Here is a 24,678-nt window from a genome sequence, read left to right as displayed (position 1 = left end):
AGCGGGTGTTGCGGGTTCAGAAGGCGCGGACCGCCGGCGGCATGCCAGGGAAGTCCGCCGACTCGCTGACTGCGGCCCACTTCCGGACGTCGTCCAGGTCGCGTTGGTAGACGCGGGTCAGGTTGCGGACGGCTTCGGCGCCGAGAGGTAGGCGCAGGGGTGCGTCGGGGGTGTCGAGGATGGTGCGGATCGCCTGAGCGGCGCGTTCGGGGTCGCCTTCCTGCAGGCCGTCGGCCTCGGCCATGTTGGAGCGCACCGCTCCGACGACATCGTCGTACGTCGTGTTCTGCTCGGCGGTGTTGAGGACGTCGGATGCGTTGAACTCGGTGCGAAAGCGACTCGGCTCGACGATCAGCACCCGGATGCCGAACGGCCTGACCTCACCGGCGAGAGCCTCGGACCAGCCTTCCAGAGCGAACTTTCCGGCCGAGTAGCTGCCGACGGCGGGGAATGACATCCGGCCGCCCTGGCTACTCATCTGGACGATCGCGCCGGAGCGGTTGGCGCGCAGGTGGGGGAGTACCGCGCGGACGTAGGCGGCGGGGCCGAACAGGTGTTGCTCGAGCATGTCGCGCAGCTGGTCGTCGGTGACCTCTTCAGCCGCGCCGACCTGCCCGGCGCCGGCGTTGTTGACCAGTACGTCGACCCGCCCGAATGTGTCCAGAGCGCGCTCGACGACGTCGGCAGCCGTGGACGTGTCCCGTACGTCGTGCTCGACCGCGAGGAACTGGCCGCCGTACCGAGCCGCAAGTGTGTCGAACCGCTCAACCCGGCGAGCCGTCCCGACAACCCGCTCCCCGGCCGCCAACGCACCCTCGGCCAACGCCAGCCCCAGCCCGGAACTGGCGCCGGTAATGATCCAGGTCCTGTTGTCCCTTGTCGTGTTCATGCCCGCGACGCTAGGGCTTAGAGCGCACTCAAACGCAACCCGAACCGCTCAGGTCTGCCCGGCGGGCCGCCTGCGGCCAGCAGATACTGCGCTCTGAACTCCCGAGGGCTGATGCCGTAGCGCTGACGGAATGCGGCGCTCAGTGCGCTGTTGGAGGAGAAGCCGCTGCTGTGGGCGAGGTCGCCGATGACGATGTGAGCAGGGCTGCGCAGGCGTTCGTGCACGAGCGCGAGTCGTTCCTCCCGGATCAGTTCCCGGGGCGTCGTGCCTGCCTGCTGCATGGCCAGCTGAACCTGCCGCAGCGACCAGCCCAGGGCACGTGCCACCGTGGCGCCGGTCAGCCCTGGATCGGTGGCATGCTCTCGCACGTATCGTCTGACCATCGCTTCGACCTCGCCCAGGCCGCCCTCGGTGTCCGGCCGGTCGTCACCGACGGCGAGCATGCACAGCAGATCGACGAGCCGATCGCAGACCGCGTCGAATTCGGCTGCCGACAGGTGTGCCCGCTGAGCGAACAGTTCACCCAGCATGCCCACGAGGACCCGGCCCAAGCCGCGGTTGATGTCGAGAAACCGGGATGCCGACCGGCGCGCCCCGGGGCGCAGGCGGTGGTCCACCTCCGCCCCGGGAATCGTCAGCAGCGCGATGTCGGCGTGGTCGAGCTTCGCCTCGAAGGTCGAGTTCGACGAGGCCAGGAACGCCGCACCCGGGCCGACCCGGAACTCCTGATCATCCTGGCGGACCAGCAACTGCCCGCGGATCGTCACCATCAGCGTGCGCACGTCGTGCGGATCCTCGGACGCCATCGCCGCGGTCCGATGGCCCTGCGCACAGTCGGCCGACACCCGGCCGAGTGTGTAGGCGACCGTGCCGATGCGAAGCAGCCGGCCCCGGAAGGTCCCTGGCGAACAGGTCGGATCCACCCGGTAACGGGTTGCCGCGCTGATCACGCTCATCCAGTACTCGACACGTTCCGGCGGTCTGACGTCGTCCGTCGTCCACGAGTCGATCGAATAGGACGCACCTCTGCAGATCACGGTTGACATGGGGGCCTCACTTTTCCGGCGCAAAGAGCCTTGGGCGGTTACTTCTGACGGCTCGTCGATCGACGGTGGAGGATCAGTCGAGTGCGTCGATGGCCTTCGTCGCGCCCGCGTGCAACGGCACCGGGTCGGTCATCGCGGCGTTCTTGAGCTCGATCCCCTTGGCCGCGGGATTGACCTGCACGAGGGCTTCCTTGTTCTTGAGGAGCAGGCTGGTGAGTTTCTCGGCCAGGTCGTCGGGCATGTCCTTACGGACCAGCAGCAGGTTCGGGACGATGATCGTCCGGGTGTCGGCCGGCTGCTTGTACGTCGCGGCCGGGATCACGCCCGCGGCGTACACCTTGCCGTGCTCCTTCTGCAGGGCGGGCAGCACGTCGTCGAGAGGGATGAAGCGCACCTTGGCGCCCATCGACGTGGTGAGGTCGGTGATGCCGCTGGTGGGCAGGCCGCCGGACCAGACCAGCGCGTCGATCTGTCCGCTCTTCATCGCGTCCACCGACTCGGGCAGGCCGAGCCGCTGGGCCGTGACGTCTTTCACCGGGTCGACGCCGGCGGCGGTGAGCAGGCGCCGCGCGATCACCTCGGTGCCGGAGTTCGGCGAGCCGGTGGAGACCCGCTTGCCCTTCAGATCGGCCATCGTGGTGATGCCGGACGACGCCCGCACGACGACCTGGGTGTAGTTCGAGTACAGCCGGGCCAGCGCGACGACGTCCTGCGGCGCGGTGAAGCTGTTCTTGCCCTCGACCGCGTCGGCGGCGGTGTCGGCCAGGGAGAAGGCGATGTCGTAGTTCCCGGCGGTCAGTCCTTGGATGTTCTGCACCGAGGCGCCGGTCTCGCTCGCGGTGGCGCGGTAACCCTCGAGGTTGTCCGAGATCAGTGAAGCCAGGGCACCGCCGAGCTGGTAGTACACGCCGGTGGTGTTACCGGTGGCGATGGTGAGGCGACCACCTCCCGCGCCGTCACCCTGCTCGGGCTTGCGTTGCCCGCCGCAGGCGGCCATCGAGACCGTCACCGCGAGTGCGACCACCAGAGTGGACAAAGAACGGAGTCTCATGTGGGGTTCGGCCCTTCTGTGGTGTTCTGCAGGCGTTGACGCCGTGCGAGGTTGATGACGACGGCGGCCCCGAGCAGTCCCAGGCCGACGCCGATGGTGGTGGGTGCGAGATAGAGCAACAACAACGCGGCCGGGAAACAGATGACGCGCTCCAGCCAGCCGGTCCGGACGGCGATCCATCCGCCGGTGACCACCGCCAGCGCGGCGACGGCGAGCGCCGAGACCACCAGCGTCCACGCCGCACCTCCCAGGCCCTCGAGACCCAGCAGGTTGGCCCCGTTCGGCGTCAGCACGAACGCGAAGGGCACCAGGAACGCGGGCAGCGTGTACTTCCACGCCTGCCACATCGTCGGGATCGCCCGCCCGCCGGTGATCGCCGCCGTCGCGACGGCAGCGAGCGCTGTGGGCGGCGAGACCTCCGACAGGACGGCGTAGTAGAAGATGAACATGTACGCCTCGGCCGGAGCCACGCCGAGCTGGAACAGGGCGGGCGCGATCACCACGGCGGCGATGATGAACGAGGCGGTGACGGGCACCGCCAACCCGAGCACCATGACCGCGAACGCCGACAGCGTGACGGTCATGATCAGCACCACGGTGTGATTCTCGGAGATCGCGGATGCCGCGGACACGATGATCTCGGCCAGGTTCAGGCCGAGACCGGTCTGGGTGACGACGGCGACGATGATGCCGGCGACGGCACAGGTCGCCACGACGGGCAGCACCGAGCGGGTGCCCTGCGCGAGCGCCAGGCCGAGCCGGCGTGGCGTCAACCGGTGCTCACGGTCCAGGAACGACAGCCCGATCTGCAGCAACGTCGCGTAGACGACGGCCTTGAACGGCGGAATGTCCATCGCCATGAAGCCGATGATGAGGAACAGCGACACGAAGTGGTATCCGAACCGCAGCAGCAGCCGGCGCGCCGACCGGGTCGACGGCTCGGCCGCTTCGGTGCCGTGTCGCCGGGCGTCCATCTCGATCGCCAGCAAGATGCCGAGGTAGTACAAGACCGTCGGGACCGTCGCGTAGCCGAGGACCACGAGGTAGCTCACCTGGAGATACTCGGCGATGATGAACGCCGCCGCGCCGAGCGTGGGCGGCGACAGGATCGCCCCGATACCGGCCGCTGCCAGCATGCCGCCCGCCGGCTCGGACGGATATCCCGCGCGGCGCAGGATCGGCCAGGCGACGGTGCCCAGCGACACCGCGGTCGCCGTACCGGAACCCGACACCGTGCCCAGCAGGAAACCCGCCAGTGTGACGGTCCGCCCGGGCGCCGTGCGACTGCGTTTGAAAGCCGCGAACGACACGTCGATGAAGAACTTGCCCGCACCCGAGGCGTCCAGTACGGCGCCATAGATCGTGAACAGGACGATGTAACTCGCGGCCACTGCCAATGGCGTCCCGTAAAAGCCCGCCGTACCCATGAACAACTGCGCCACGATCGCCGAGAAGTCGAAACCTTGGTGCGCCAAGGACCACGTGTACGGCAAATAGCCGCCGTAATAGGCGTATCCGATGAACAACAGGCTCACCACCGGCAGGACCCAGCCCGTCGTACGCCGGCAGGCCTCCAGCGCCAGCACCAGCAGCAACGACCCCGCCAGCAGGTCGAGCTGCGTCGGAGCCTGCCGCCGCTCCAGAAACGCGTCGAAGTCCAGCAACGGATACAGCGAGACCACCAGCGCGACCGACGCCAGGACCCAGTCCGCCACCGGCGGGTCGTCGCGGCGCCGATCTCCGCGGAACGGGTTCAGGAACGCCGGCACACGCCAACCGCGGTAACACAGCAGCGCACCCGGCAGCACCGCGGCAAGAAACAGCATCAGGTAGAACTGCGTCCCTGCGGGAATCGGAAGGAATACCTGCACCAGAACGCCGACACTGACCAATGCGCAGCACACCGAGATAGCGCGGTCCAGGACCGGGCTCAGCCTCCGCGCCGGCCTTTCCTGCTCGAAAGCTGCCAGTTCCTCCGCACTCGGGCCGGCGCTCACCGAATCGACAGTTACAGACACCGGCATAAGGGGCCTCCTGTGAATGATCTTCCGCAAACAATCCTCAGTCCGCAGCTATCTCACAACCCCCACTGCCGCATCCTTACCTCGCCTTAAGAAGAATCCCTGGACAACACTGTTCGGAGGCCGGACGGACGCCTGCACCGGCGGGGTGATCCCCGCCGGTGCAGGCAGAACTTGCGGTCAGGTTCAGCAGATGCTGAAGACGTTGTGGCCCCAGACCTTCCACGAGACCACGCACTTCGTCTTCTGCTTGGGCTTGTCGTTGCGATGTGGTGAGCGGGTGTCTCCGCCGAGCATGTCGTAGAGCAACCACAAGCCGAGGCCTCGTCTCATGGCCTTTCCATCGGCTCTGAACTCGCCCTTGACCTTGCCGAGTTGTCCTCTCGGGGTGACGCCGCCCTTCTTCCAGATCTCGCCGACCCGGTAGAGGGTCCAGCTGCCACGGGCGACGACGTACCACTTGACGTAGTACCACCCGCCGCCATCGGTCTTCCCCTTGGCGAGAGCCGAGCCGAGGACGGCGCAGGTGTTGGCCGGCGTGCCCCTGATGAACCGGCAGATCGCGTATCCGGTACCGGCGACCTTCACCAGCGTGTAGTTCTCGCCGCCGAGGATCGAATTCTTGCCTTTCTTCGGCCGCTTGCGCTGTTCCTTCTTCTTGGGCTTCTTGGCGGCTTTCTTGGCCTTCTTCTTCTTGAGCTTTGCTGCCTTCTCGCGCGCCTTCTTGGCCGCCTTCTTGGCGGCGGCCCGCTTGGCCGCCGCGATCTTCTCCTTCTTCTTCTTCGCGAGGTAGCGCTGGTAGTCGCAGCCGTCGCAGTAGTGCTTGGCCTTCTTGGCAGCCTTCTTGTGCTTCGCGGCCTTCTTCTTTTTCTTGGGGGCGTGGTTGTAGCCGCCGCAGCCGTCGCAGTAGTGGCCGCCGGGCAGGACGCGCCATTGGCCGTCGGGGTCGCTGGCCGTGATCGGCGTGTTGTCGGCGTACGCGTAGCCGTTGAGCTGTTGCGGGTTGTCGAAGTCGGCCACGGGGTCGGTGGAGATGAAGCGTCCGCGGGCGGAGTCGTATTCGCGGGCGCCGAGGTGGGTGAGTCCGGTGGGATCGTCGACGCCGTCGACGTACCCGTGCTGGTCGGGCCAGGTCGTGGGCTTGGTGCCGCGTTCGACGCCGAACGGTGTGAAGCGACGCTGCTCCTGGCTGAGGTCCGTGGCGTTGACCGACAGGGTGTTGGTGCCGTTGTGGTCGGCAACGGTGAAGGTGAGACCCGACTCGTTGCGGACGGCGCTGGTGCTGCCGAGGTCGTAGAAGCGGGTGGGTGTCACCGTGCCGGTGGGACTGAGGTGGAGTTCGGTGTTGTCGAGGTACAGGGTGGTGCCGCCGGTGTCGCGGGCGATGAGCCGCTCACCGTCGGCGTCGTACAGGTAGCTGGTGGCCTTGCCGTTCTCGGTGAGGGTGGCCAGATTGCCTTCGGCGTCCCAGGTGAGCGTCTGGGCCTTCCCGGCGACGTTGCGGGCGGTGGTGTTGCCCGCGGCATCGTAGGCGAAGGTGTCGTTCCGGGTGCCGGTGGCGACGCCGGCCAGCGCGTGCGGCCGGGGCCCTCCGGCGGCTGGGTAGGTGTAGTTGGATGTGGTGGCGGCGCCGGTGGCCGGGTCGTGATTGGTCTCGCTGAGCCGGTTACCGGTCTTGTCGTAGCTCCAGCTCTGCCAGTACGCCGCTGGTCCGGCCAGTGCGCCGGCTCCGGGCTGGGTGGCACAGTCGGCAGCCGGGGTCCATGCCTCGGTGATTCGGCGCAGGTAGTCGTAGCTGAAGCACTGGACATCGCTCGTACCGCCTTGGGGCGTGTCGGCGATCTTCGTGATGTTGCCGGCCGGGTCGTAGGTGTACTTCACGTCCGCCAGGTGTTCGGGGGCAGTGGAGCGGTCGACCAGGACGCGGTCCAGGTTCCGGGTCGCGTCGTCGTAGAACGCTGTGTGGACGAGCTGCTTGCCGGCCGCGGCGGACAGGGTCGACTGGGCGACCTCGTCGTAGGGGGTGTAGGTCGCCGCGGTGAGCATCGTGCCGAGGCCACTGCTCGCCGTCTGCAACCGGCCGGCCGCGTCGTAGCCGTACCGCAGCGTCTCCGCCGCGAGCCCACCCGCTGCCGGGTAGGACACCAGCGACGGCAGCCCGGTGGCGGTGTAGCCGGTGTTGGTCTTGTACGACCCGGCCAACGCGCCCTCGGACGCGGGAATCGTGACCGTGCTGGTCAGCGGCCGGTACCGGATGTCGTAGGCGTCGACCGACTTGGTGTAGGCGTTGCCGTTCACGAAGCGGGTCGAGCTCGCGAGCATGCCCTTCACGCTGGTGCCTGAGACGAGTGTGTCGTAGGTCCACTGAGCGCGCTTGGTGCCGGAGGTGGACCCGTCGTACATGGCAGTACGGCGGCCTATGGCGTCGTAGGTGTACGCGAGGGTGGTGCCGCGCGCGTCCGTGCTGGTGAGCAGCTGGCCGGCGTTGTCGTAGGTGAAGCTGCTCGTCCCGGTGTCGGGGTCCTCGCGTTGGGTGACCCGGCCGCGCAGGTCGTAGGTGGTGTCCCAGGTGTTGCCCGCCGGGTCGGTCGTGGCGACCATGTCGCCGCGGTTGTTGTAGGTGTACGTGGTCGCGTCGTAGGAACCGGTCGGCGAGCCGCCGGTGTACTGGCGCAGCTCCACGACCGCGTCGTCCGCATCGGTGATCGACGTGGTGGCCGTGTCGCCGTCCGGCGGGTCCACGCTGATGCGGTCTCCGCCGTACGTGGTGGTGGTGCGCCACTTCTCGAACCCGTGCGAGCGGAAGATCTCCACCGTTTCGCGTCCGGCGCCGTCGTACACGGTCAGGTCCTGGCCGGGCACGGCCGCGTCGCTCACGCCGGTCAGCAACGTCGTACCGGCGGTGCCGTTGTTCCAGTACGCGCCGTTGGACTTCACCTCCAGGCCGCGTGAGTCGTAGAACGTGTCGGTCACGACCCGGCCGCCGTCAGGCGCGGGGTCCTGGGTCTGCCGTTCGCGCAACTGCCCGTCGAACAGGTCGTAGCTGGCCTCGTACGTGCCGTCGTCCCGGACCTCCTCGGTGCTGATCACCGACGGCGCGTCCTGCCGGATGAGGTAGGAGTACTTGGTGTTCGGGGTCTTCCCGGCCGCCTTGGACCGGTCCGGCAGCCACACCGCGGTGATCCGGCCGAGCGGGTCCCGCGTTGTGTCGGTACGCCGCCCGTTCTGGTCGACCTCGGCGACCGACTCACCGAACGCGGGCTCGACGGTCGTCGTGGTCACATGCCCGGCCGGGTTGGTCACGGTGATGGTGGTGACGGCCGCGCCACTGGCAGGCGTGTAGGTGGCCGACGACTTGCGGTCCAGCTGGTCGTAGGTCTCGATCGGCCGGCCGTAGGTGTCGTAGACCGTGCGTCCCTCCTGGGTGTACACCGGCGTGGTGCCCGAGTAGGAGGCGAGTTCCTTGCTGAGGGTCTCGTCACCCTTGGTCGGCGCCGCACCCAGCGTGGTGGATCCGTCGTAGTAGGTCAGGTCGTCCGACACCGCGTCGGCCGGGTACGACGGTGTGACGGTGCAGGCCACGGACACTGTCTGTTCGCGGGCCTCGAGATCGATCAGGTACGACGAGGTGTTGCGGGCGTACGTCGTGCGCGTGCATTCCTCGTCGCCGGTCTTGGCGGTGTCGCCGAGGTCGTTCTCCTCGACCTCGAGTCCGTAGGAGTCGTAGGTGGTGCGGGTCTCGGTGTTGCGCCATCCGCCGGACGACAGCGCCTCGCGGGACCGTTCGGCGGCCTCGTTGACCATGTAGGCCTTGATGGTGCCGTTGCGGGTGACCTGGGTGGCGGTGGGGGAGGAGATCGACGGGTCGGTGATCTGGCCCTCGAGCACGCTGCCGCCCGCCTCGGTGTAGGTGAGGGACTCGCGCTGGAACCCGGCCAGCGCGGGGTGATCGGTGATCGTGCCGCCGAGGGAGTCGCTGACGGTCACCGAGCGGGTGCTGCCGTTCGCGAGCTTGTCGCCGTCCATGCCGCGCAGGTACAGGCTCTCCTCCTGGGAGCGGGTCTCGCCGGGGTTGCCGTGGAGCTCCCGGACCTGGCCGTAGCCGCGCCACTGTCCCCACGTGCGGTACTTCGCCGGGGTCAGCTCGTTGTCGTCGTAGTGCCACGCGCCGCCGCCGACGTACTCGTAGTCGGTGCGCTCGGTCCCGGCCACGCCGGCCTGGTCATCCTCCAGCACCGTGACCGGTACGTACTTGTGGAACCAGTCCCGCGTCAACGATTCCGACCCGTCGGCCTGCCAGTACTGCGGGAAACACCGCTTGGTGTTCTGGTCCGGAGCCGGCAACGACCCCGCCGTACACTCCGCCGCCGAGTAGTTCACGTGGATGTGCCCGCCGGCCTCGTCGTACACGTCGGTCAGCCGCCACTTGTACATCGGCGGAATCCCCTCCGCGGCGTCCACCCGGTTGGCCAGCTGCACACCCTGGAACGACACCGAAGGCAGCGACGCGGTCCCGCCGACCTTGCCGGTCGCGGTGATCGACGCCAGCCACAACGCCGGCGATGTTCCGTCGCCAGGGTCACGGAACTCGTAGCCCAACGCCCACGACGTCGCATCCCGGTAGGTCGTCCCGGACACCCACAGCTGGGTCGTCACCGACGTCAGCCGCTTGCGCGTCCAGAACGTCGGCGAATACAGCCCGGTGCACGACTTACCCGCCGAACAGTTCTGGTCGTACGGCACGTCCGGCCAGTTCGCGGCATTGGCCGACGTGATGTCGCCGGTCCCGCAGGTCGCACCCGCCGCGCAGCGCTCGTCCACCGTGAACGACACCCGCATCGGAGCCGGCGCCGAGTACATCGACGTGGACCGCTGGCCGTAGTCGATCCGCTTCAGGTACCCGCCGCGCACGTACTGGGTGCCGGCGGTCGCGGTCAGGTTCCGGCCGTAGTAGTTCGTCTCCTTGTCGTAGAAGTACGACATCGCGTTGCCGTTCGGGTCGACGACGTAGTCCAGGTTCCAGCGCCACGCCTGCGTGCAGTACGACGCCGCGAACGACGTCCCGTGACACGGCTCAGCCGCGTCGTTGCCGAACACCGGCGCGGTCCAGACCGAACCGGTCTCCTCGTTGCCCGCGGCCCACCCCGGCAGCCGGTTCAACCCGAAGTAGTACTGCGTTCCGTCCAGCGACGTCAGCCGCCAGTGCTCGCCGTCATTGTCGCCGTTCACTCCGCCGGTCAACCGCTCCAGCCGCGAGCCGTCGTCGTCGCGCAGTTTCCAGACACCGGTGGCGTCGTCACGGACCAGTTCGGACGCGGTCCCACCCAGCACCAGGTAGGCGTTGTCGGTCTCCCAGCACAGGTCCTGCGGCTTCGGTGTCGTCGTCACCTCGTCCGAGCACGACGTGTACCGCCGCTCGACGAACCCCTCGTCCAGGCCCCAGCCTTCCCCGACCCACGACGACTGGTTGTTCGTCGACGCCACCCGGCCGTCGATGTCACCGGACGAATAGCCCAGATCCAGATCCGGTTCCGGGCCGCCGAGGCTCTCCGGGCCATCCATCGAGTAACCCCAGGTGAACGCGCCCGACGAGCCGCCCGCGTTCCACGACGCCGACGCCGACAACGCGGTCGGCTTGTAGCTACCGGCGCTGCCGGCCGGCGCCGACGTCAACGCCAGCACCGTCGCCTCAGTCGAGGCGGCGATCTCGGTCGCGATCCGGTTGTTGCCGCTGGCACTCGACGTCAGCACCTGCCCGTCCGAGCACCCGGCCTTGTCCGGTGTGGTCAGGGCACACGCCGGCAGCCGCACCAGCCGCAGCCGGCTTGCCCAGTCACCCCCGTACGCCGAACGGAACGTCGAGTAGTCCACCTCGACCTTCACCTGGCCACTGCTCGCGACCTGGTCGGTACGACCGACGCTGAACAGCATCCCCGAGGCGCCGACCTTCTCAGCAGCCGATCGGTCGTGAACCTGAACGCGGACACGGTTCACGGGTGTCGACGCAGCGCCTTGGACCCGCCCGGCGCCGACCCGAACCGGCCACCGGCCGGCCTGCGTCGTGGTGCCGTCGCGGGGGAGCGAGACCTCCGCCTCACCCGACTCCGGTCGACTCACCTGTGGAGGCTGCCGCAGCACGGACGCCGCCTTCGGATCGGCCGGACGCGACCTCGGCGCGGCATCGTGCCCAGGCACCGACCACTCGGTCTGTGCCGCGGGCCGCCAGGCATCCGACGCACCGACATCGGCGTGCGCCGCGGGTACGTCGACCAGGCTGCCGGTAGCGAGCGCGATGGCCGTGACTATTCCGGTGAACGGCACCAGCATGGCGCCACTCCTTTCATCGAGCGGGGCGGAACTCTGTGACCACGAGTGGGTTACTGCTGGGACGGCAGGTACAGGTCAGCGATCTGCTGATCCGAGAGCACCCCGGAGTACATCTGCACGTCGTCGATGGCGCCGGTGAAGAAGCCACCGAGGCCGGCCGCCGACGTGAACCCCGCTCCGAAGCGGGACGCCCCGGCCGCGTTCCACGCACTGCGGTGATACGTCTCGGCCACGAACTGGCCGCCCACGTACAGCCGCAGCATCTGGGCCTTCGCGTCGTAGACCCCCGCGACGTGCGTCCATCCGCCGGCCACCGGCTCGTCGAACGGGCCGACCGCCGTGTGCACCTCCGCCGCCGCAGAGTCCGCGACCGGCATCGCCACCGACCAGCGGTAACCGCCGTACATGTCGTCCCAGACGTATCCCAGGCTGAAACCGCTCACCTGCGAGCCGTCCTGACTGATCACGACTTCGTTCTTGCCGATCGCGGACGGCTTCACCCAGGCGGCCACCGTGAAGCTGCCGTCGGTGCGGACCGCCGGACCGGACGCCGTCAACACACCGGTGGTGCCGTTCAGTTGCACCGCGTTGCCGGTCTTGCCGGCCACGCGTGACACACCGCCGGCCGACCAACTGGCCGGATGCGCCCCCGCGGTGTCCCCGGCCGTCGTGCCGGAGCTCTCGTCCATCAGCCACTGACCGTCGCGGCGGGCCACCTGCTGGATCTCGCCCGGCAGCAACACCCGGTTGTACACCTGGAGCTGGTCCAGGTCACCCGGCCAGTACTCGCCGTAGACGCCGTTGACCTTCGACCGCCCGATCTGGAACGCGCCGGCCGCGCTCCACGGCGTGGTGTACGCCGTGGTGGCCTCGAGAACACCGTTGACGTAAAGCCGGATCTGGGCGTTCGGCGCGTCGTACACACCGGCCAGGTGGACCCACCTGCCGTCCGCCGCGGGCACCGTGGTGGAGATCGCCCGGACGTAGGTCGGCGAGGCGACGTCGGCCGAGGTGCGGTTGAAGATCCACCGCCGGTACGAGCTCGAGTAGTACAACGTGAAGGCGCCGGCCTGGTTCCCGACCTGGGTGGCGATCACCGAGTTGCGCGACGTGTCGGTCAGCCGCACCCAGCCCGACACGGACAACGAGTTCAGCGTGTTGACCACCGCCCCGCTCGTCGCCGCGTACCCCGTGGTGCCGTTGAGCGTCAGGGCACCGCCCTGCCTGCCGTCACCCCAGGACGCGCCGCCACCCAGGGAGGCGCTGTGCCCTCCCGGCCCGGAGTCGACCGCCACCGTGCCGTCACCGGTCTCGTCCAGCCCCCAGTCCGCGACCGGGCCCGGCGCCGGGCCCGCGTAGAACACTGCCGTGACCACCGCGGAACGGTTGCCCCCGGCATCGACCGAGCGGACGTGCACCCAGTTCACGTACCGGTCCGGCACGACCGAGACCGTCACCTCGCCACCCGGCGCCGACGGTGTCGCGGTCAGGTTCAGCGCGGTCGAGGTCCCGTTCAGCGCGTACTCGTACCTGACGACATCGGACTCCCCGTTCGCGCCGAACGTCACGGGCAGGCTCGTCCCCATCACCGCGTCACCGGCCCCGTTGTCCGGGAACCCCGACGACGCCGCCGTCGGCGCCTCGGGCACGGTGGCATCCACGGCGAACTCACACCACGGACTCCACGCGCTGACGTCGATGCCGTCCTCCGCCCGCACCCGCCACTTGCCGACCGCGCCGTTGCCGAAGGCGCCCGACGGAACAGAGGTCGCCACGACCGTCGGCGTCGCGCCCGCGACGGTCGGCGAGACGTACTCACCGACCGGGGCCGAACCGTCGACCGTCCACCACTCGAAGTGCGCCTGGACCGAGTTGTCGGCGTCCTGGAGAGTCGCTCGAAGGGTCGGCGTCACCGTGGACACGACGAGCCGATCGGCGCCCGTCACACACGACGCCGAGCCTTCCGTGGTGAGGTTGGCCGGGTTGTCAGGGATCGTGTTGTAGTCGATGGTGATGCTCGGGTTGTTGGCGAACTTCTTCCACGAGTACGCATCGTTGTGGCTCTCCGCCCACGTCGACGCCCGGAGCCCCTGCGTGACGTTGGACCAGCCGTTGGCCGCGGCGTTCGTGACCTGGCTGGTCACGTTGAACTCCGCCCCGCCGGCCGGGCAACTGGACGACGAGAAGCCCTTCGCGAAGCTCTTCTTCTCCATCTGGTACGCCCAGGTCGGCTGGTTCCGCCAGGTCGTCGCCGACGAGATCGGGTTGGTCGCCCACACCTGCACCTCGCGCACCGTGCAGGACCACGACCAGTTCGCGAATGTCTGCAGCGTGGCCTTGAGGATGTGCTTGTACTTCACGCCGCTGGTGTCGAACTGGAAGAACGAACGGGTGCGTTTGTTGTCCGTGCTGTCGTAGCCCACCCGGGCGACCTTCTCCGAAGTGCCGAGGTTCGCTCCGTTGTAGAACGACGTGGTCGGGTAGTTGCTCCACACCTGGGTCCAGGCCTGCTTGCTGCCGGACCACGACGGGTCGATGTAGACCGGGAACCGGGTGGTCTTGGCGGTCAGCAACGCCCGATCCGGCACCAGTGACAGCTGATCCCCGGCCACCCGGGCGCCGACTGCCGTGACCCGGCCACCGGGCTGTACGGCGGACCCGTGACCGGAGGAGTCCCACATGTACGGCGCGGGTCCGCTGAACACGACCTCGCCGGACGGATCGGTCGCGGTCAGACCGGCCGCCGTGGCACGAACCACCAAACCCTTGGCTGTCAGGCGATACGGCAGCGATCCGAGCGCCGGGTTCGCCGCGGCCGCCGCGTTCTTGACCACCAGGATCTGCGACAGGCCGGCAGTCGAGGCAGTCAGGACGAGATCGACACCGGGAAAGACCTCCCGGTACGTCGCGGTGTCGCCGGACAACACCGGCTGGGGCAGTCTGCCCGGCCAGCCGACAGCCAGCTCACGGCCGTCCCGGCGAAGCCGCACCAGAGGCGTATCGCCGCCGCCGGAGAACGCCAGATCGAGAGGGCCGGCGACCGGCGCTACCGTTCCGTCCGCTCTGGCCCGCAACGTCATGTGCACCGGCACCCACCCGGACGACCCGCGGACCCGGACCGGCAACGCCGACTCGTGCCGGGTGTACGAGCCGTCCGGATTGGCGAACACCTGCCCTGTCTCGGTGGTCAGCGCGCCGACCTCGACCTGGCGCCCTGTCCTGGCGGCGGCATCGCGCGCCTGTTCTTCATCCAACACCGTTGCGGCAGCAGCCGGCCTCGCCGCGATGACGACCAGCAAACTTCCGAGGAGGGCGAGCACACTGCTCATCGCCACCGCCAACCAACCGGCCTTACGCGGGCGTTGAAGAGTACGAGACGGCATGACGGCCTCCATGGCGACGAAGGAAGAACTGAGTCCTCCGTGTCAAGGAACATGGTCCGGCACGGTCGCGTCCACGAAGTCCCCGACGATCCTGCGCGTACCAACAACAGACGTGCGCGTAAGGATTTCTACGCCGAGACCGTTGCGATGACAGGATGTCCATGTGCGGATACTGATTGCTGAGGACGACGACAGCGTCGGTGAGGCGCTGGTCGACGTCCTCGGCGCGCACGGTCACCAACCACATCGGGTGTCCAGAGGCGCCGACGTGCTTCTTCGGCACAGCTCGGCCGATGTCGTGTTGCTGGACCTCGGCCTGCCCGACGGAGACGGGCTGGACGTACTGCGGAAGCTGCGTCAGGTCAGCGAGGTCCCGCTGCTGGTCGTCACCGCACGCGGTGACGAGCGGTCGGTGGTGCGCGGCCTGCGGCTCGGCGCGGACGACTACCTGGTGAAGCCCGTGCGGTTGGGCGAGCTGCTGGCCCGGATCGACGTGGTGGTCACCCGTCGCGCCCGGAGCTCATTGCCGGCCGGGGTGGTCGAGGCCGGTGACGTCGTGATCGACCTGACCGCTCGACGCGTCCGGGTCGACGAGCAAGAGATCGCGCTCACTCCGAAGGAGTTCGACCTGCTCGGGGCGCTGGCACGCCGAGCAGGTGCCGCGGTGAGTCGCGAGGTGATCCTCGACGAGCTGTGGGGCGACGCCTTCCTGGCGAGCTCACGGGCGCTCGACGTCCATCTTGCCCAGCTGCGCGTCAAACTCGGCAGGCCCGGCCTGATCACCACCATCCGCGGCTTCGGATACCGGCTCGGCTCATGAGAACGCGAGTGCTGATCGTGCTGACGATCTTCTCGCTCGTCGCCGTTGCCGGACTGGTTCTGCCGCTGCTCGCGACCACCTCTCAGGCCCGCACGCAGGCGCTGCTGCTCAGCCGCGTCGCAACGCTCGACCAGCTCGCCGCACTGGCCAGAGAGGTCAGGGATGCCGGCGACCTGGCCACCGTGCAGGCGGAAGCGTCCCGGATGACCGAGGTGTACGGCGAAGACCTGCTGCTGGTGGGCCCGAGCGGACACCCTCTCATGTCCACTGGCTCGCTGGACCTCAACGATCCGGGTGTGCGCGAGACCCTGGCATCCGCGTCGCGGAACCTTGCGCAGACGACCCTCGACCCGGTTCGGCCGTGGAGCGAGCCACGGCATCTGCTGGCCCGTCCCGTCGGCACCCCGCATGAGTTGGCCGGCGCAGTCGTGCTGCGCGTCGACGCCGGCCGGGCGATCTCCGGCGTCCGTCGCGACTGGGCGCTGATCGTGACCGGGGCGATCGCCGCCGAGCTGCTCCTCCTCGAGCTGGCGATCCTGCTGACCCGCTGGGTGGTTCTTCCGGTCCGGCGGCTCGAGGAGGCCGTCGTCGGTCTTGCCGAGACACCGACGACGGGCCCGGCTGTGATGCTGTCCGGTCCGCCGGAGCTGCGCCATCTGACCCGATCGTTCGCGGACATGGCGGCCACGGTCACACGATCCCTGGAGATGCAGCGCCGGATGGTGGCCGATTCGTCGCACCAGCTGCGGAACCCGCTGGCGGCCGTCCGGCTCCGGCTCGACGCCCTGGCCTCGGAGCTCCGCGATCCGTCCAGCCCGCGGTTCGCCGGCATCCAGCAGGACCTCGATCGGCTCGAAGCGCTGCTCAACGATCTGCTCAGGCTGGCCGAGGCCGAGAGCCGGCGCCCGGATGCCGTGGCCGGTCAGTCGGTGGTGTCCGAGGTGTTGCCCGGTGAAGTGGGAGCGTGGCGGCTGCTCGCTGCCGAGAACGGTGTCGACCTGGCATCCGATCTCGCCGTGGTGCCGCCGGTGGCGGTCAGCGAGACCGACCTCCGCCAGATCGTCGGCGCTCTCGTCGACAACGCGATCAAGTACGCCGGCGCCGGAGCGCGGGTGATCGTCCGGATCGAGCAGGCAGGCGCGGACGGCGTACGGCTGAGTGTCGTCGACGACGGGCCGGGCCTTCCTCAGGAGCAACGTGAGTTGGCGTTGCAGCGGTTCTGGCGCGCCGATCAGCACCAGTCGTCGCGAGGCAGCGGTCTCGGCCTGGCGATCGTCGACCAGCTGGTGAGCGCGGCCGGCGGGACGCTCACGATCGAGGCGGTGCCGCCACACGGCCTGGCGGTGCACGTCGACCTGCGGACGGCGACATGAGCGACAGAGTAGGCATGCTGCGCTTGTCCCGGCGGGCTCTGCTGGCTGCCGGACTGGCGTCGTTCGTCGGTGGTTGCGGCGCTGACCGCCCCCTGGTGGATCGGCTGGTGGTGGCCGGCGGTGAGCGTGGCGGGTTCTACCTGGAGTTCGCGCAGCTCCTCGCCACCCAGCTGACGGCTGCAAAGGTCGCCCGGGCCGTCGAGGTGCGGTCGACCGAGGGCAGCCTGCAGAATCTCGAGCTCCTGCGTCTCAGGCAGGCAGACCTGGCAATCTGCCTCGCCGACGCCGCGGCGCAGTCCCGTGAGGTGGTCGCCCTCGGCAGGGTGTACGAGAACTATCTACAGTGCGTTGTCCGCGCGGCCGGCCCCGTTCGCCGGTTGCCCGACCTCGTGGGCCGGCGGGTTTCCTCCGGGCCGCCAGGCGCCGGCGCCGCGCTGACCACGAACCGGCTGCTCATCGCAGCCGGCATGCACGCCGAGCGCGCCCCCGTGATCGCCAACCTCCATCTGTCGGACGCCACGGACGCGCTTGCCGCCGGGCGGATCGACGCGATGTTCTGGTCCGGTGGGGTCCCGACCCGGCGGCTGTCGGATCTTTCCGCTCAGGTGCCGATCCGCCTGCTGCCACTCGATCGCTGGCTGTCCACGCTGCGTACGGCGTACGGCGTGGTCTACCAGCGCGCGCAGATCCCGGCCGGCACCTACAGCGGTGTCGAGGAGATCAGCACGATCGGCGTACCGAACCTGCTGATCTGCCGGCCCGAAGTCCCGCGGGCGGTCGCGTCGAAGATCGTCGACGTGCTCGTCAAGCGTGCTTCGGGGCTAGTGCCCGCCGCTGCGGTCGGCGCGCACTACCTCGATCCGAACTCACTCATCGGCACCAGCCCGTTGAAGCTCCACCCGGGCGCGGCCGAGCGCTACCGCAGCGTCCACGGCTGAGCGGACGTCTCCAGAGAAGGCAACAGGTTCTGCTCCAGGAGAGCAGTCGGGCGGCCTTCTCGGCCGAGGCGTACGACGATGTGCTCGTCCCATCGTTCGTCGGTCTGCGGATGGTCGGAACGCCAGTGGCAGCCGCGGCTGTCCTGTCGTGTGGTCGCCGCGACGACGACAGCCCGCGCCACCGTCGCGAGCGGCCCGGTGCCCATGGCGTCGAGCTCGTCCGCGGCGGCGTTCAGACCGGCTCCGTCGCGACGGATGCCGGCGTACCTGCTGAGGATCGTGCGGATCCGCTCCGGTCGGGGATCCTCGCCGAGCACGAGCTCACGGACCCTGCCGAGGTCCCTCGCGGGCAGGTCGAGGGTCAGAGCCGTTGCGACGCGTCGCCCGAAGACGAGTCCTTCCAGCAGGCTGTTCGAGGCGAGCCGGTTGGCCCCGTGGACGCCGGTCGCGGCGACCTCGCCGACCGCGTACAGGCCGGGTACGTCGGTGGCGCCGTTCCGATCGGTCCGAACGCCGCCGCACAGGAAGTGCTCGGCCGGCGCGACCGGGATCTGCTCGGACAACAGGTCGACGCCGATGCGGGCGCAGGAGGCCAGTACGGTCGGGAACCGCTTCCGGAGTACGTCCGGCGCGACATCCGTCGCATCCAGCCAGACATGATCGGATCCGTCGCGGCGCATCGTCGCCTCGATCGCCCGGGCGACGACGTCCCGCGGCGCCAGGTCGGCTCGCGGATGCCGTCCGGCCATGATCCGGCGGCCGTGGGCGTCGCGCAGTACGGCGCCCTCACCTCGGACAGCCTCGGTGACCAGGGGCAGCTGACCGCTGGTCTCCCCGGTGTGGAGCGCGGTCGGGTGGAACTGGACGAACTCCATGTCCACCAGCGACGCGCCGGCTCGCAGCGCCAGGGCGATCCCGTCACCACGCACCGACGCGGGGTTGGTGCTGGCCAGGTACGCGTTGCCGATACCGCCGGTGGCCAGTACGACGGCGCGCGCCTCGATCTGTGTGCGCTCGGTGCCCGTCTCGACGAGCACCCCGACCACGCTGCCGGACTCCGACTGAAGCAGACCGACGGTACGGCCGGTCACCGTCTGTACGCTGCTTCGCTGCAGGGCGGCGAGGAGCGCGCGATGGACCTCGGCACCGGTGGCGTCGCCGCCGGCGTGAACGACCCGGGGACGGCCGTGGCCGCCTTCCAGGGTCCTCGACAGTGAGCCGTCGCCGTTCCGGTCGAAGCGCGCCCCGTGAGCGATGAGTTCGGCGAGCCGCTGCGGTCCCTCCTCGACCAGCGCGCGGACAGTGCGGGGATCGCAGAATCCCGCGCCCGCGACCTCGGTGTCGTGCCAGTGGTCGAGTGGATCGTCGTCGCCGTACGCGGCCGAGATGCCGCCCTGTGCCCAGGGCGTGCTGCCGTCGCCGGCGCTCAGCAGGATCACCGAGCGGGTCGCTGCGAGACCGAGTGCCGTCGACAGGCCTGCCACACCGGAGCCGATCACAACGACATCGGCTGCGCGTGTCATCGCGCACCCGCAGGCTTGCCGATGGCAACCATCCGCTCGACCGAACGCCGTGCCCGCTCGACGACCTCCGGCGGTAGCTGGATCTCGTCGCGTCCTTCCCGCAGGCACCGCACCAGCAGCTCGGGGGTGATCATCTTCATGAAGCGGCACGAGGCCTTCGGGTTCACCGGCAGGAACGTCGTCCGACGGTTGACCTTGCGCAGCTGGTGGAGCATGCCGATCTCCGTCGCGACCAGTGCCGTCTTCGCGGTCATGCCGCGAGCGGTGTCCAGCATGCCGGCGGTGGACAGGATGTGGGTCCGCTCGGCCGGAAGATCACCCACGCCGGCGAGCCAGACGGCCGACGACGCGCAGCCGCACTCGGGGTGCACGAGGACCTCGGCCGCGGGATCGGCGGCCACCTGAGCGCGCAGGTCGGCCGCGGTGATCCCGGCATGCACGTGACACTCGCCCATCCACACCTCGATGTTGTCCCGGCCGGTCTGCCGCCGGACGTGCGCGCCGAGGAACTGATCCGGCAGGAACAAGACCGGCCGGTCCGCCGGGATCGAGTTCACCACCTCCACCGCGTTGGACGAGGTGCAGCAGATGTCGGCCTCGGCCTTCACCGCCGCGCTGGTGTTGACGTAGGCAACAACAACGGCGTCGGGGTGCTCGGCCTTCCAGGCCCGTAGCTGGTCCGCGTCGATGGTGTCCGCCAGCGAGCAGCCCGCCTGGGCCGTCGGGATCAACACGGTCTTGGCGGGGCTGAGAAGTTTCGCCGTCTCCGCCATGAAGTGCACGCCGCAGAACACGATCGTGGACGCCTCGGTACTGGCAGCGATCCGCGACAGTGCGAGTGAGTCGCCGACGTGGTCGGCCACGTCCTGGATCGCCGGTTCCTGGTAGTTGTGGGCGAGAATCACGGCATCGCGTTCCCGGGCGAGGCGCCGTACCTCTTCCTGCCAGGTGATTGTCGTGGTCACAGGTCCTTCTTTCGGGTGGTTTTCGCTTGATAAGCGATAACTGGGCATGGGTTCACCCGTGGTTGCGGGTCACGAGCAGACTGATGTCGAGTGCGGTGGGGGAGTGGGTCAGGGCGCCGACCGAAACGGCATCGACGCCGGTGGCGGCGACCTCCGCAATGGTGTCCAGGGTGATGTTGCCGGAGGCTTCGAGCCGGGTGGTCGATCCGGAGGCGTTGCGCCGCTCGACGATCAGGGCCATCTGCTCGACCGGCATGTTGTCCAGCAGGATCCACTCGACCCCGCAGTCCAGCGCCTCGCGGGCCTCCTCGGCAGTGGTGACTTCGACCTCGATCGCCATGCTGTCGCCCTCGGCAACCATGCCTTTGCGGACACGCTGAACCGCCTGACGGACCCCGCCGGCCGCGGCGAGATGGTTCTCCTTGAGCAGCACCATCGCGGACAGGTCGAGCCGGTGGTTGGTCCCGCCGCCGCAGCTCACGGCGTACTTGTCCATGGCCCGGAGGCCGGGTGCTGTCTTCCGGGTGTCGAGGAGCGCTACCGGGCGCGCCCCGATCGCGGCGACGAACGCCGACGTCAGGGTCGCGATGCCCGACATCCGTTGGGCGAAGTTCAGCGCCACCCGCTCGCCGGTGATGACCGACCGCGCCGGGCCGCTGATCCAGGCGAGCGGCTGCCCCGGGACCACCGTCTCGCCGTCGGCAACGGCCGTCCGCACTTTCACGGTGGGATCGACCGCGGCATACACCTCCTGTACGGCAGTCAGGCCCGCCACGCGACCGGACTGCTTGGCGATCATCGTCGCCTCGACCTCCAGCGTCTCCGGGACGCTCCATCGGGTGGTGACATCGTCTGCCGCCTGGTCCTCGAACAGTGCGGCCGCCACCGCGGTCCGGACCGTCTCCGTCGTCAGTTGCATCTGCCGGCCTGCTCTCTGTGATGTTTTCGCTTCTGAGGCGATAACTAGCTGCACGCTACCATCGGCCTCGTGTCAACAGCCAAGAAAGGTGATCCGGTTAACTTCCCCGGTTACCCGCACGAGGTGCTCGCCGTGGTCATGTCCGTTCGCGACGGCAGGCTGTGCGTGCTGTTGTGGAAACGCGCACAGGGTCCGTACCGCGGCCGCTGGGCGCTTCCCGGCGGCGGGGTCGAGCCCACCGAGCGGCTCCGGGAAGCCATCACCGGGCACCTCGCGACGAAGGTCGACGTTCGCGACGTCGCGCACCTCGAACAGCTGGCCACGCACAGTGCGATCGATCGTGATCCGCGGGCCCGCGTGCTGGCGACGGGCTATCTGGGCCTGGTTCCGTCCGACGTGCAGCCGAAGCTTCCGTCCGACACGCAGTGGCATCCCGTCGACGAGCTGCCGCGGACCGCGTTCGACCATCACTTCTTCATCGAGGCCGCGGTCGCGCGGTTGCGCGCGAAACTGTCGTACACGAACATCGGCTTCGCCCTGGCCCCGCTGGAGTTCACCATCGCGGAGCTACGCGACCTCTTCGGCGCCGCACTCGGCTACGAGCTCGGCGCCACCAACCTCACCCGCGTCCTGACCCGCAGACACGTCATCGCCCCCACCAACCGCCGAGCCACCCCCGGCCAAAGCGGCGGCCGCCCGGCCACCGTCTACAAGTTCGCAGCCCGCGAACTGACCGTCACCGATCCGTTCGCAGTACTGCGCCCACCACGCTGACCCTGTCTACTCCAGACCGTAGGCTCGAACGGCGTTGCCGCGACCGAGCATTTCGACGTAGCGACGTGCGTCCGCCGCGCCGATCAGATCGTCGGCCAGCCACTCGTCGAGCACCCGGCCGACGGCTCGGCGCCAGAGCCAGGATCCGCACGCGTACAGCTCGGGCAGGCCGAACGCGTCCGAGGCGTAAAGCACCTTGTGCAGCGGCGCGATCTCCAGTGACTCACGCACGAGCGTCTCGCTGGACGGCCCGGTATGGCTGACTGCGCAACTGGTGTCCAGCCAAACATGCGGAAAGAGCTGCGCGAGAATCCCGGCCTGACGGATGTACGGGTAGCAGTGCAGCAGCATCAGCTGAGCGCCCGTCGTACGCGTCGCGTGCGCGAACCCGGTGAGGTGGGACGGATCGCAGCGGTGCAGCACGATGTCCGGGTCGCCGTACCCGACGTGCAACTGGATCGGCTTGCGGAGTTCCACCGCCCGCCACAGCACATGCCTCAGCAGAGTCGGTTCCGCGAGACGCGCAGGTGCGCCCGCCTCGATCGCCGTCAGCCAGCGGCCCGCGGCCGCGGTGACCTGAGCAGGTTCCGGTGGGGCGGGGTCGAAGTCGAGACCGTACCGGTAGGCGATGATCGACTTGACCCCGACAGCGTTCGCGGCGGCTGTGTCCAGCGCCTCGTCGAACGCGTCCGCGAACCCTGCGGCGGTGCAGCCTGGCGCGATCGACTCGGCGAGTGTTTCCAGGCGCACGATCTCCTCGGTAGCCGCGCCGGTCAGTCTCGCCAGCTCGTCCGGCGTCGTGATCGTCGAAGCCCGAAAGCCGGTGTCGAGCAGGTACCGTTCGGTGCCGCTCGCAGCCAACAGCCGCGCGCTGACCTCCGCTCCGCCCAGCTCGCCGCGGCGCCGAAGATATTCCTCGGCGGTGCAATGCCGCGGCAGGTCGAGCAGCGGCGCGCACACCGCGCGCACCGTGATCCCGAACAGATTGTCGAACACCGACGTGCCGGGTGGGGCAGGCCAGTCCGATTCGGTGGCCAGCAGCTGCACCTCCGCATCGGTCGCGGTGCCGGTCCGGACGCCGTGGCAGTGGTGGTCGATCAGCGGCAACTCGGCGGCCAGCTCGGCGACGCTTTCGCTCATGCCGACCACGCGAACCGCAGCCGGTCGGCCACGGCCGACGGATCCTGTCCTTCGAAGGCGGTCGCCTCGTGGCGCCGCACGGCAAGTAGCGCGGAGAGCAGGTCGGCGCCGAGGATGTGTTCGGCCTGAGCCGAATCCTGGAGCGCGTCCAGCGCCGCCGTCTGATCGGTAGGCAGCGTCCGGTGCTGCGCGTCGGCCGGATGAGTGGTGGCCTCGGCCGGCAGCGGGGACCTGCGCCGCAGTCCGTCCGCGATCAAGCCGAGCACCACCGCGGTCGCGAGGTACGGGTTGGCTGACGGGTCGACACATTTGACCTCGATGTTGGCGCTGCCTGCCTCGACCGCGCACAGACGCACTGCGGCCTCGCGGTTCTCCAGTCCCCAGCAGACAAACGCGCCCGACCAGTGCCCGGGGAGCAGCCGCTGACCCGACAGCACGGAGCCGGCGAGTACGCCGACCATGCCGGGCAGCCCGGCGACGATTCCGCCGATCGCCCACTCGCCCTCCACGGTCAGCCCGTGTGGTCCGGGTCCGCCGGACAGCATCGGCGTACCGTCGCGATCGAGCGAGACATGGATGTGCGCCCCGTTGCCGCTACCACCCGCGAACGGCACCGGCGAGAACGACGCAGCAAGCCCTGCGCGCCGCGCCGCGCGGCCGATCACGATGCGCGCCAGAACAACCATGTCGGCCGCGGTGACCGGATCTGCGGGGGAGAAGGAGATTTCGTACTGCTCGTCGCCGTACTCCGCATGGCACTGCACGACGTCGAGCCCGGCGGTTCGGCAGTCGTCCAGGAGCCGCAGCAGGAAGGCCTCCCGGTCCAGGCCCGCGGTCAGGCCGTAGCAGTTCCACGGGCGCTCGGTCAGCGCCGCGCCGTCAGCGGCGGTGAGGACGAACTCGACCTCACAACCGACGGTCGCGGTCACGCCGAGCGCCGCCAGCTCGCCCACCGTTTCCCGTAGCCGGCCACGTGTGCACAGCGGCGAGGGCGAACCGGACTGCTCATGCACCTCCGCCGGCGCCCAGGCCAGCCCGCCGCCGAGCACACGCAACGCGCGCAGATCGGGGCGCAGCCGCTGGTCACCAACCACGCCCAGCTCAGGCGTGAACGCGATCCCATTGTCAACGCAGAAGACATGCCAACTCGGCGCCGCCCCCAGCCCAGACCGGTGCGTCTCCGCGATCCTCTCCCGCGGCACAAACTTCGCCCGAGGCACACCCCCGGGATCAACGACGGTGACCGCGACCGCACTGACCGCGGCCCGAGCAAGCTCAGCGTCGAGCTCAACAAGCTCACCATCACCGAGCACGGGAAGGAGATACGAGGCCATACAAGAGACCTTCTCACTCGCCGCCGCTCAACCCCACACGACCCGACGAGACAGCCAAGCGGCGGTCAACATACCGACAGTGAACCACCCCGGGTTTGATGCACACCTCCTTCGTTGGGAAGGTGGCATCTATGCCGAGGAAGTACGACGCGCAGACCCGGGCCAAGGCGGTTCG

General features: G+C 69.0%; 15 protein-coding genes. 4 read left to right on the top strand and 11 right to left on the bottom strand.

Features of this window, described 5'->3' with window-relative positions; genetic code table 11:
• Positions 1–16: 16 nt before the first annotated feature.
• From ABZW60_RS16730 to ABZW60_RS16705, 6 genes are all read right to left on the bottom strand, one after another.
• Positions 17–889 carry an SDR family NAD(P)-dependent oxidoreductase gene (locus tag ABZW60_RS16730; RefSeq protein WP_355477635.1) on the bottom strand — a complete coding sequence of 291 codons (873 nt, stop codon included), beginning with the start codon at positions 887–889 and terminating at the stop codon, positions 17–19.
• Positions 890–906: 17 nt separating this feature from the next.
• On the bottom strand, positions 907–1,935 hold the full coding sequence (locus tag ABZW60_RS16725; RefSeq protein WP_355477634.1) for an AraC family transcriptional regulator: 1,029 nt from the start codon (positions 1,933–1,935) through the stop codon (positions 907–909).
• A 73-nt stretch (positions 1,936–2,008) separates the two neighbouring features.
• A complete protein-coding gene (locus ABZW60_RS16720) occupies positions 2,009–2,971 on the bottom strand; it encodes a TAXI family TRAP transporter solute-binding subunit (protein WP_355477632.1) in 963 nt (320 codons plus the stop codon).
• Positions 2,972–2,982: 11 nt separating this feature from the next.
• Complete coding sequence (locus ABZW60_RS16715; protein ID WP_355477630.1) at positions 2,983–5,010, bottom strand: TRAP transporter fused permease subunit; 2,028 nt, start codon at positions 5,008–5,010, stop codon at positions 2,983–2,985.
• A gap of 183 nt (positions 5,011–5,193) precedes the next feature.
• A complete protein-coding gene (locus ABZW60_RS16710) occupies positions 5,194–11,334 on the bottom strand; it encodes an RHS repeat-associated core domain-containing protein (protein WP_355477629.1) in 6,141 nt (2,046 codons plus the stop codon).
• A gap of 50 nt (positions 11,335–11,384) precedes the next feature.
• Entirely contained in the window at positions 11,385–14,663 is a 3,279-nt protein-coding gene (locus ABZW60_RS16705) for a LamG-like jellyroll fold domain-containing protein (RefSeq protein WP_355477627.1), read from the bottom strand.
• A gap of 217 nt (positions 14,664–14,880) precedes the next feature.
• On the opposite strand from ABZW60_RS16705, the gene ABZW60_RS16700 reads away from it, so the two are divergent.
• The 3 genes from ABZW60_RS16700 to ABZW60_RS16690 are packed head-to-tail and all read left to right on the top strand — an operon-like array spanning position 14,881 to position 17,848.
• Positions 14,881–15,537, top strand: coding sequence for a response regulator transcription factor (locus ABZW60_RS16700; RefSeq protein ID WP_355477625.1), 657 nt, complete (start codon positions 14,881–14,883; stop codon positions 15,535–15,537).
• The gene (locus tag ABZW60_RS16695; RefSeq protein WP_355477623.1) at positions 15,534–16,910 is read left to right on the top strand and encodes a HAMP domain-containing sensor histidine kinase; all 1,377 of its coding nucleotides are present in this window, start codon (positions 15,534–15,536) and stop codon (positions 16,908–16,910) included. Before ABZW60_RS16700 ends, ABZW60_RS16695 begins: the two co-directional genes overlap by 4 nt.
• Positions 16,907–17,848, top strand: a complete 942-nt coding sequence (locus ABZW60_RS16690; protein ID WP_355477622.1) for a TAXI family TRAP transporter solute-binding subunit — start codon at positions 16,907–16,909, stop codon at positions 17,846–17,848. The genes ABZW60_RS16695 and ABZW60_RS16690 overlap by 4 nt, the downstream gene beginning before the upstream one ends.
• On the opposite strand, the gene nadB is transcribed toward ABZW60_RS16690, so the two are convergent.
• From nadB to nadC, 3 genes are read right to left on the bottom strand one after another with little or no spacing between them, the layout of a single operon-like run.
• Positions 17,827–19,371, bottom strand: coding sequence for an L-aspartate oxidase (nadB, locus tag ABZW60_RS16685; protein WP_355477621.1), 1,545 nt, complete (start codon positions 19,369–19,371; stop codon positions 17,827–17,829). The genes ABZW60_RS16690 and nadB overlap by 22 nt on opposite strands.
• Positions 19,368–20,336 (bottom strand): quinolinate synthase NadA, encoded by a 969-nt coding sequence (gene nadA, locus ABZW60_RS16680; protein ID WP_355477620.1) that lies wholly within the window; start codon positions 20,334–20,336, stop codon positions 19,368–19,370. Before nadA ends, nadB begins: the two co-directional genes overlap by 4 nt.
• A gap of 52 nt (positions 20,337–20,388) precedes the next feature.
• Positions 20,389–21,255, bottom strand: a complete 867-nt coding sequence (nadC, locus tag ABZW60_RS16675; protein WP_355477619.1) for a carboxylating nicotinate-nucleotide diphosphorylase — start codon at positions 21,253–21,255, stop codon at positions 20,389–20,391.
• A gap of 69 nt (positions 21,256–21,324) precedes the next feature.
• On the opposite strand from nadC, the gene ABZW60_RS16670 reads away from it, so the two are divergent.
• On the top strand, positions 21,325–22,029 hold the full coding sequence (locus ABZW60_RS16670) for an NUDIX hydrolase (RefSeq protein ID WP_355477617.1): 705 nt from the start codon (positions 21,325–21,327) through the stop codon (positions 22,027–22,029).
• 6 nt (positions 22,030–22,035) lie between these two features.
• Here ABZW60_RS16670 and ABZW60_RS16665 read toward each other — a convergent pair whose 3' ends face one another.
• Positions 22,036–23,169, bottom strand: coding sequence for an amidohydrolase family protein (locus tag ABZW60_RS16665; protein ID WP_355477615.1), 1,134 nt, complete (start codon positions 23,167–23,169; stop codon positions 22,036–22,038).
• The gene (locus ABZW60_RS16660) at positions 23,166–24,263 is read right to left on the bottom strand and encodes a glutamine synthetase family protein (RefSeq protein ID WP_355477614.1); all 1,098 of its coding nucleotides are present in this window, start codon (positions 24,261–24,263) and stop codon (positions 23,166–23,168) included. Before ABZW60_RS16660 ends, ABZW60_RS16665 begins: the two co-directional genes overlap by 4 nt.
• Positions 24,264–24,678: the final 415 nt, after the last annotated feature.

The organism is Kribbella sp. NPDC003557 (assembly GCF_040610805.1).
In the GTDB taxonomy this organism is placed as follows: Bacteria; Actinomycetota; Actinomycetes; order Propionibacteriales; family Kribbellaceae; genus Kribbella.
This window is presented reverse-complemented; position numbering and strand designations above follow the sequence as displayed.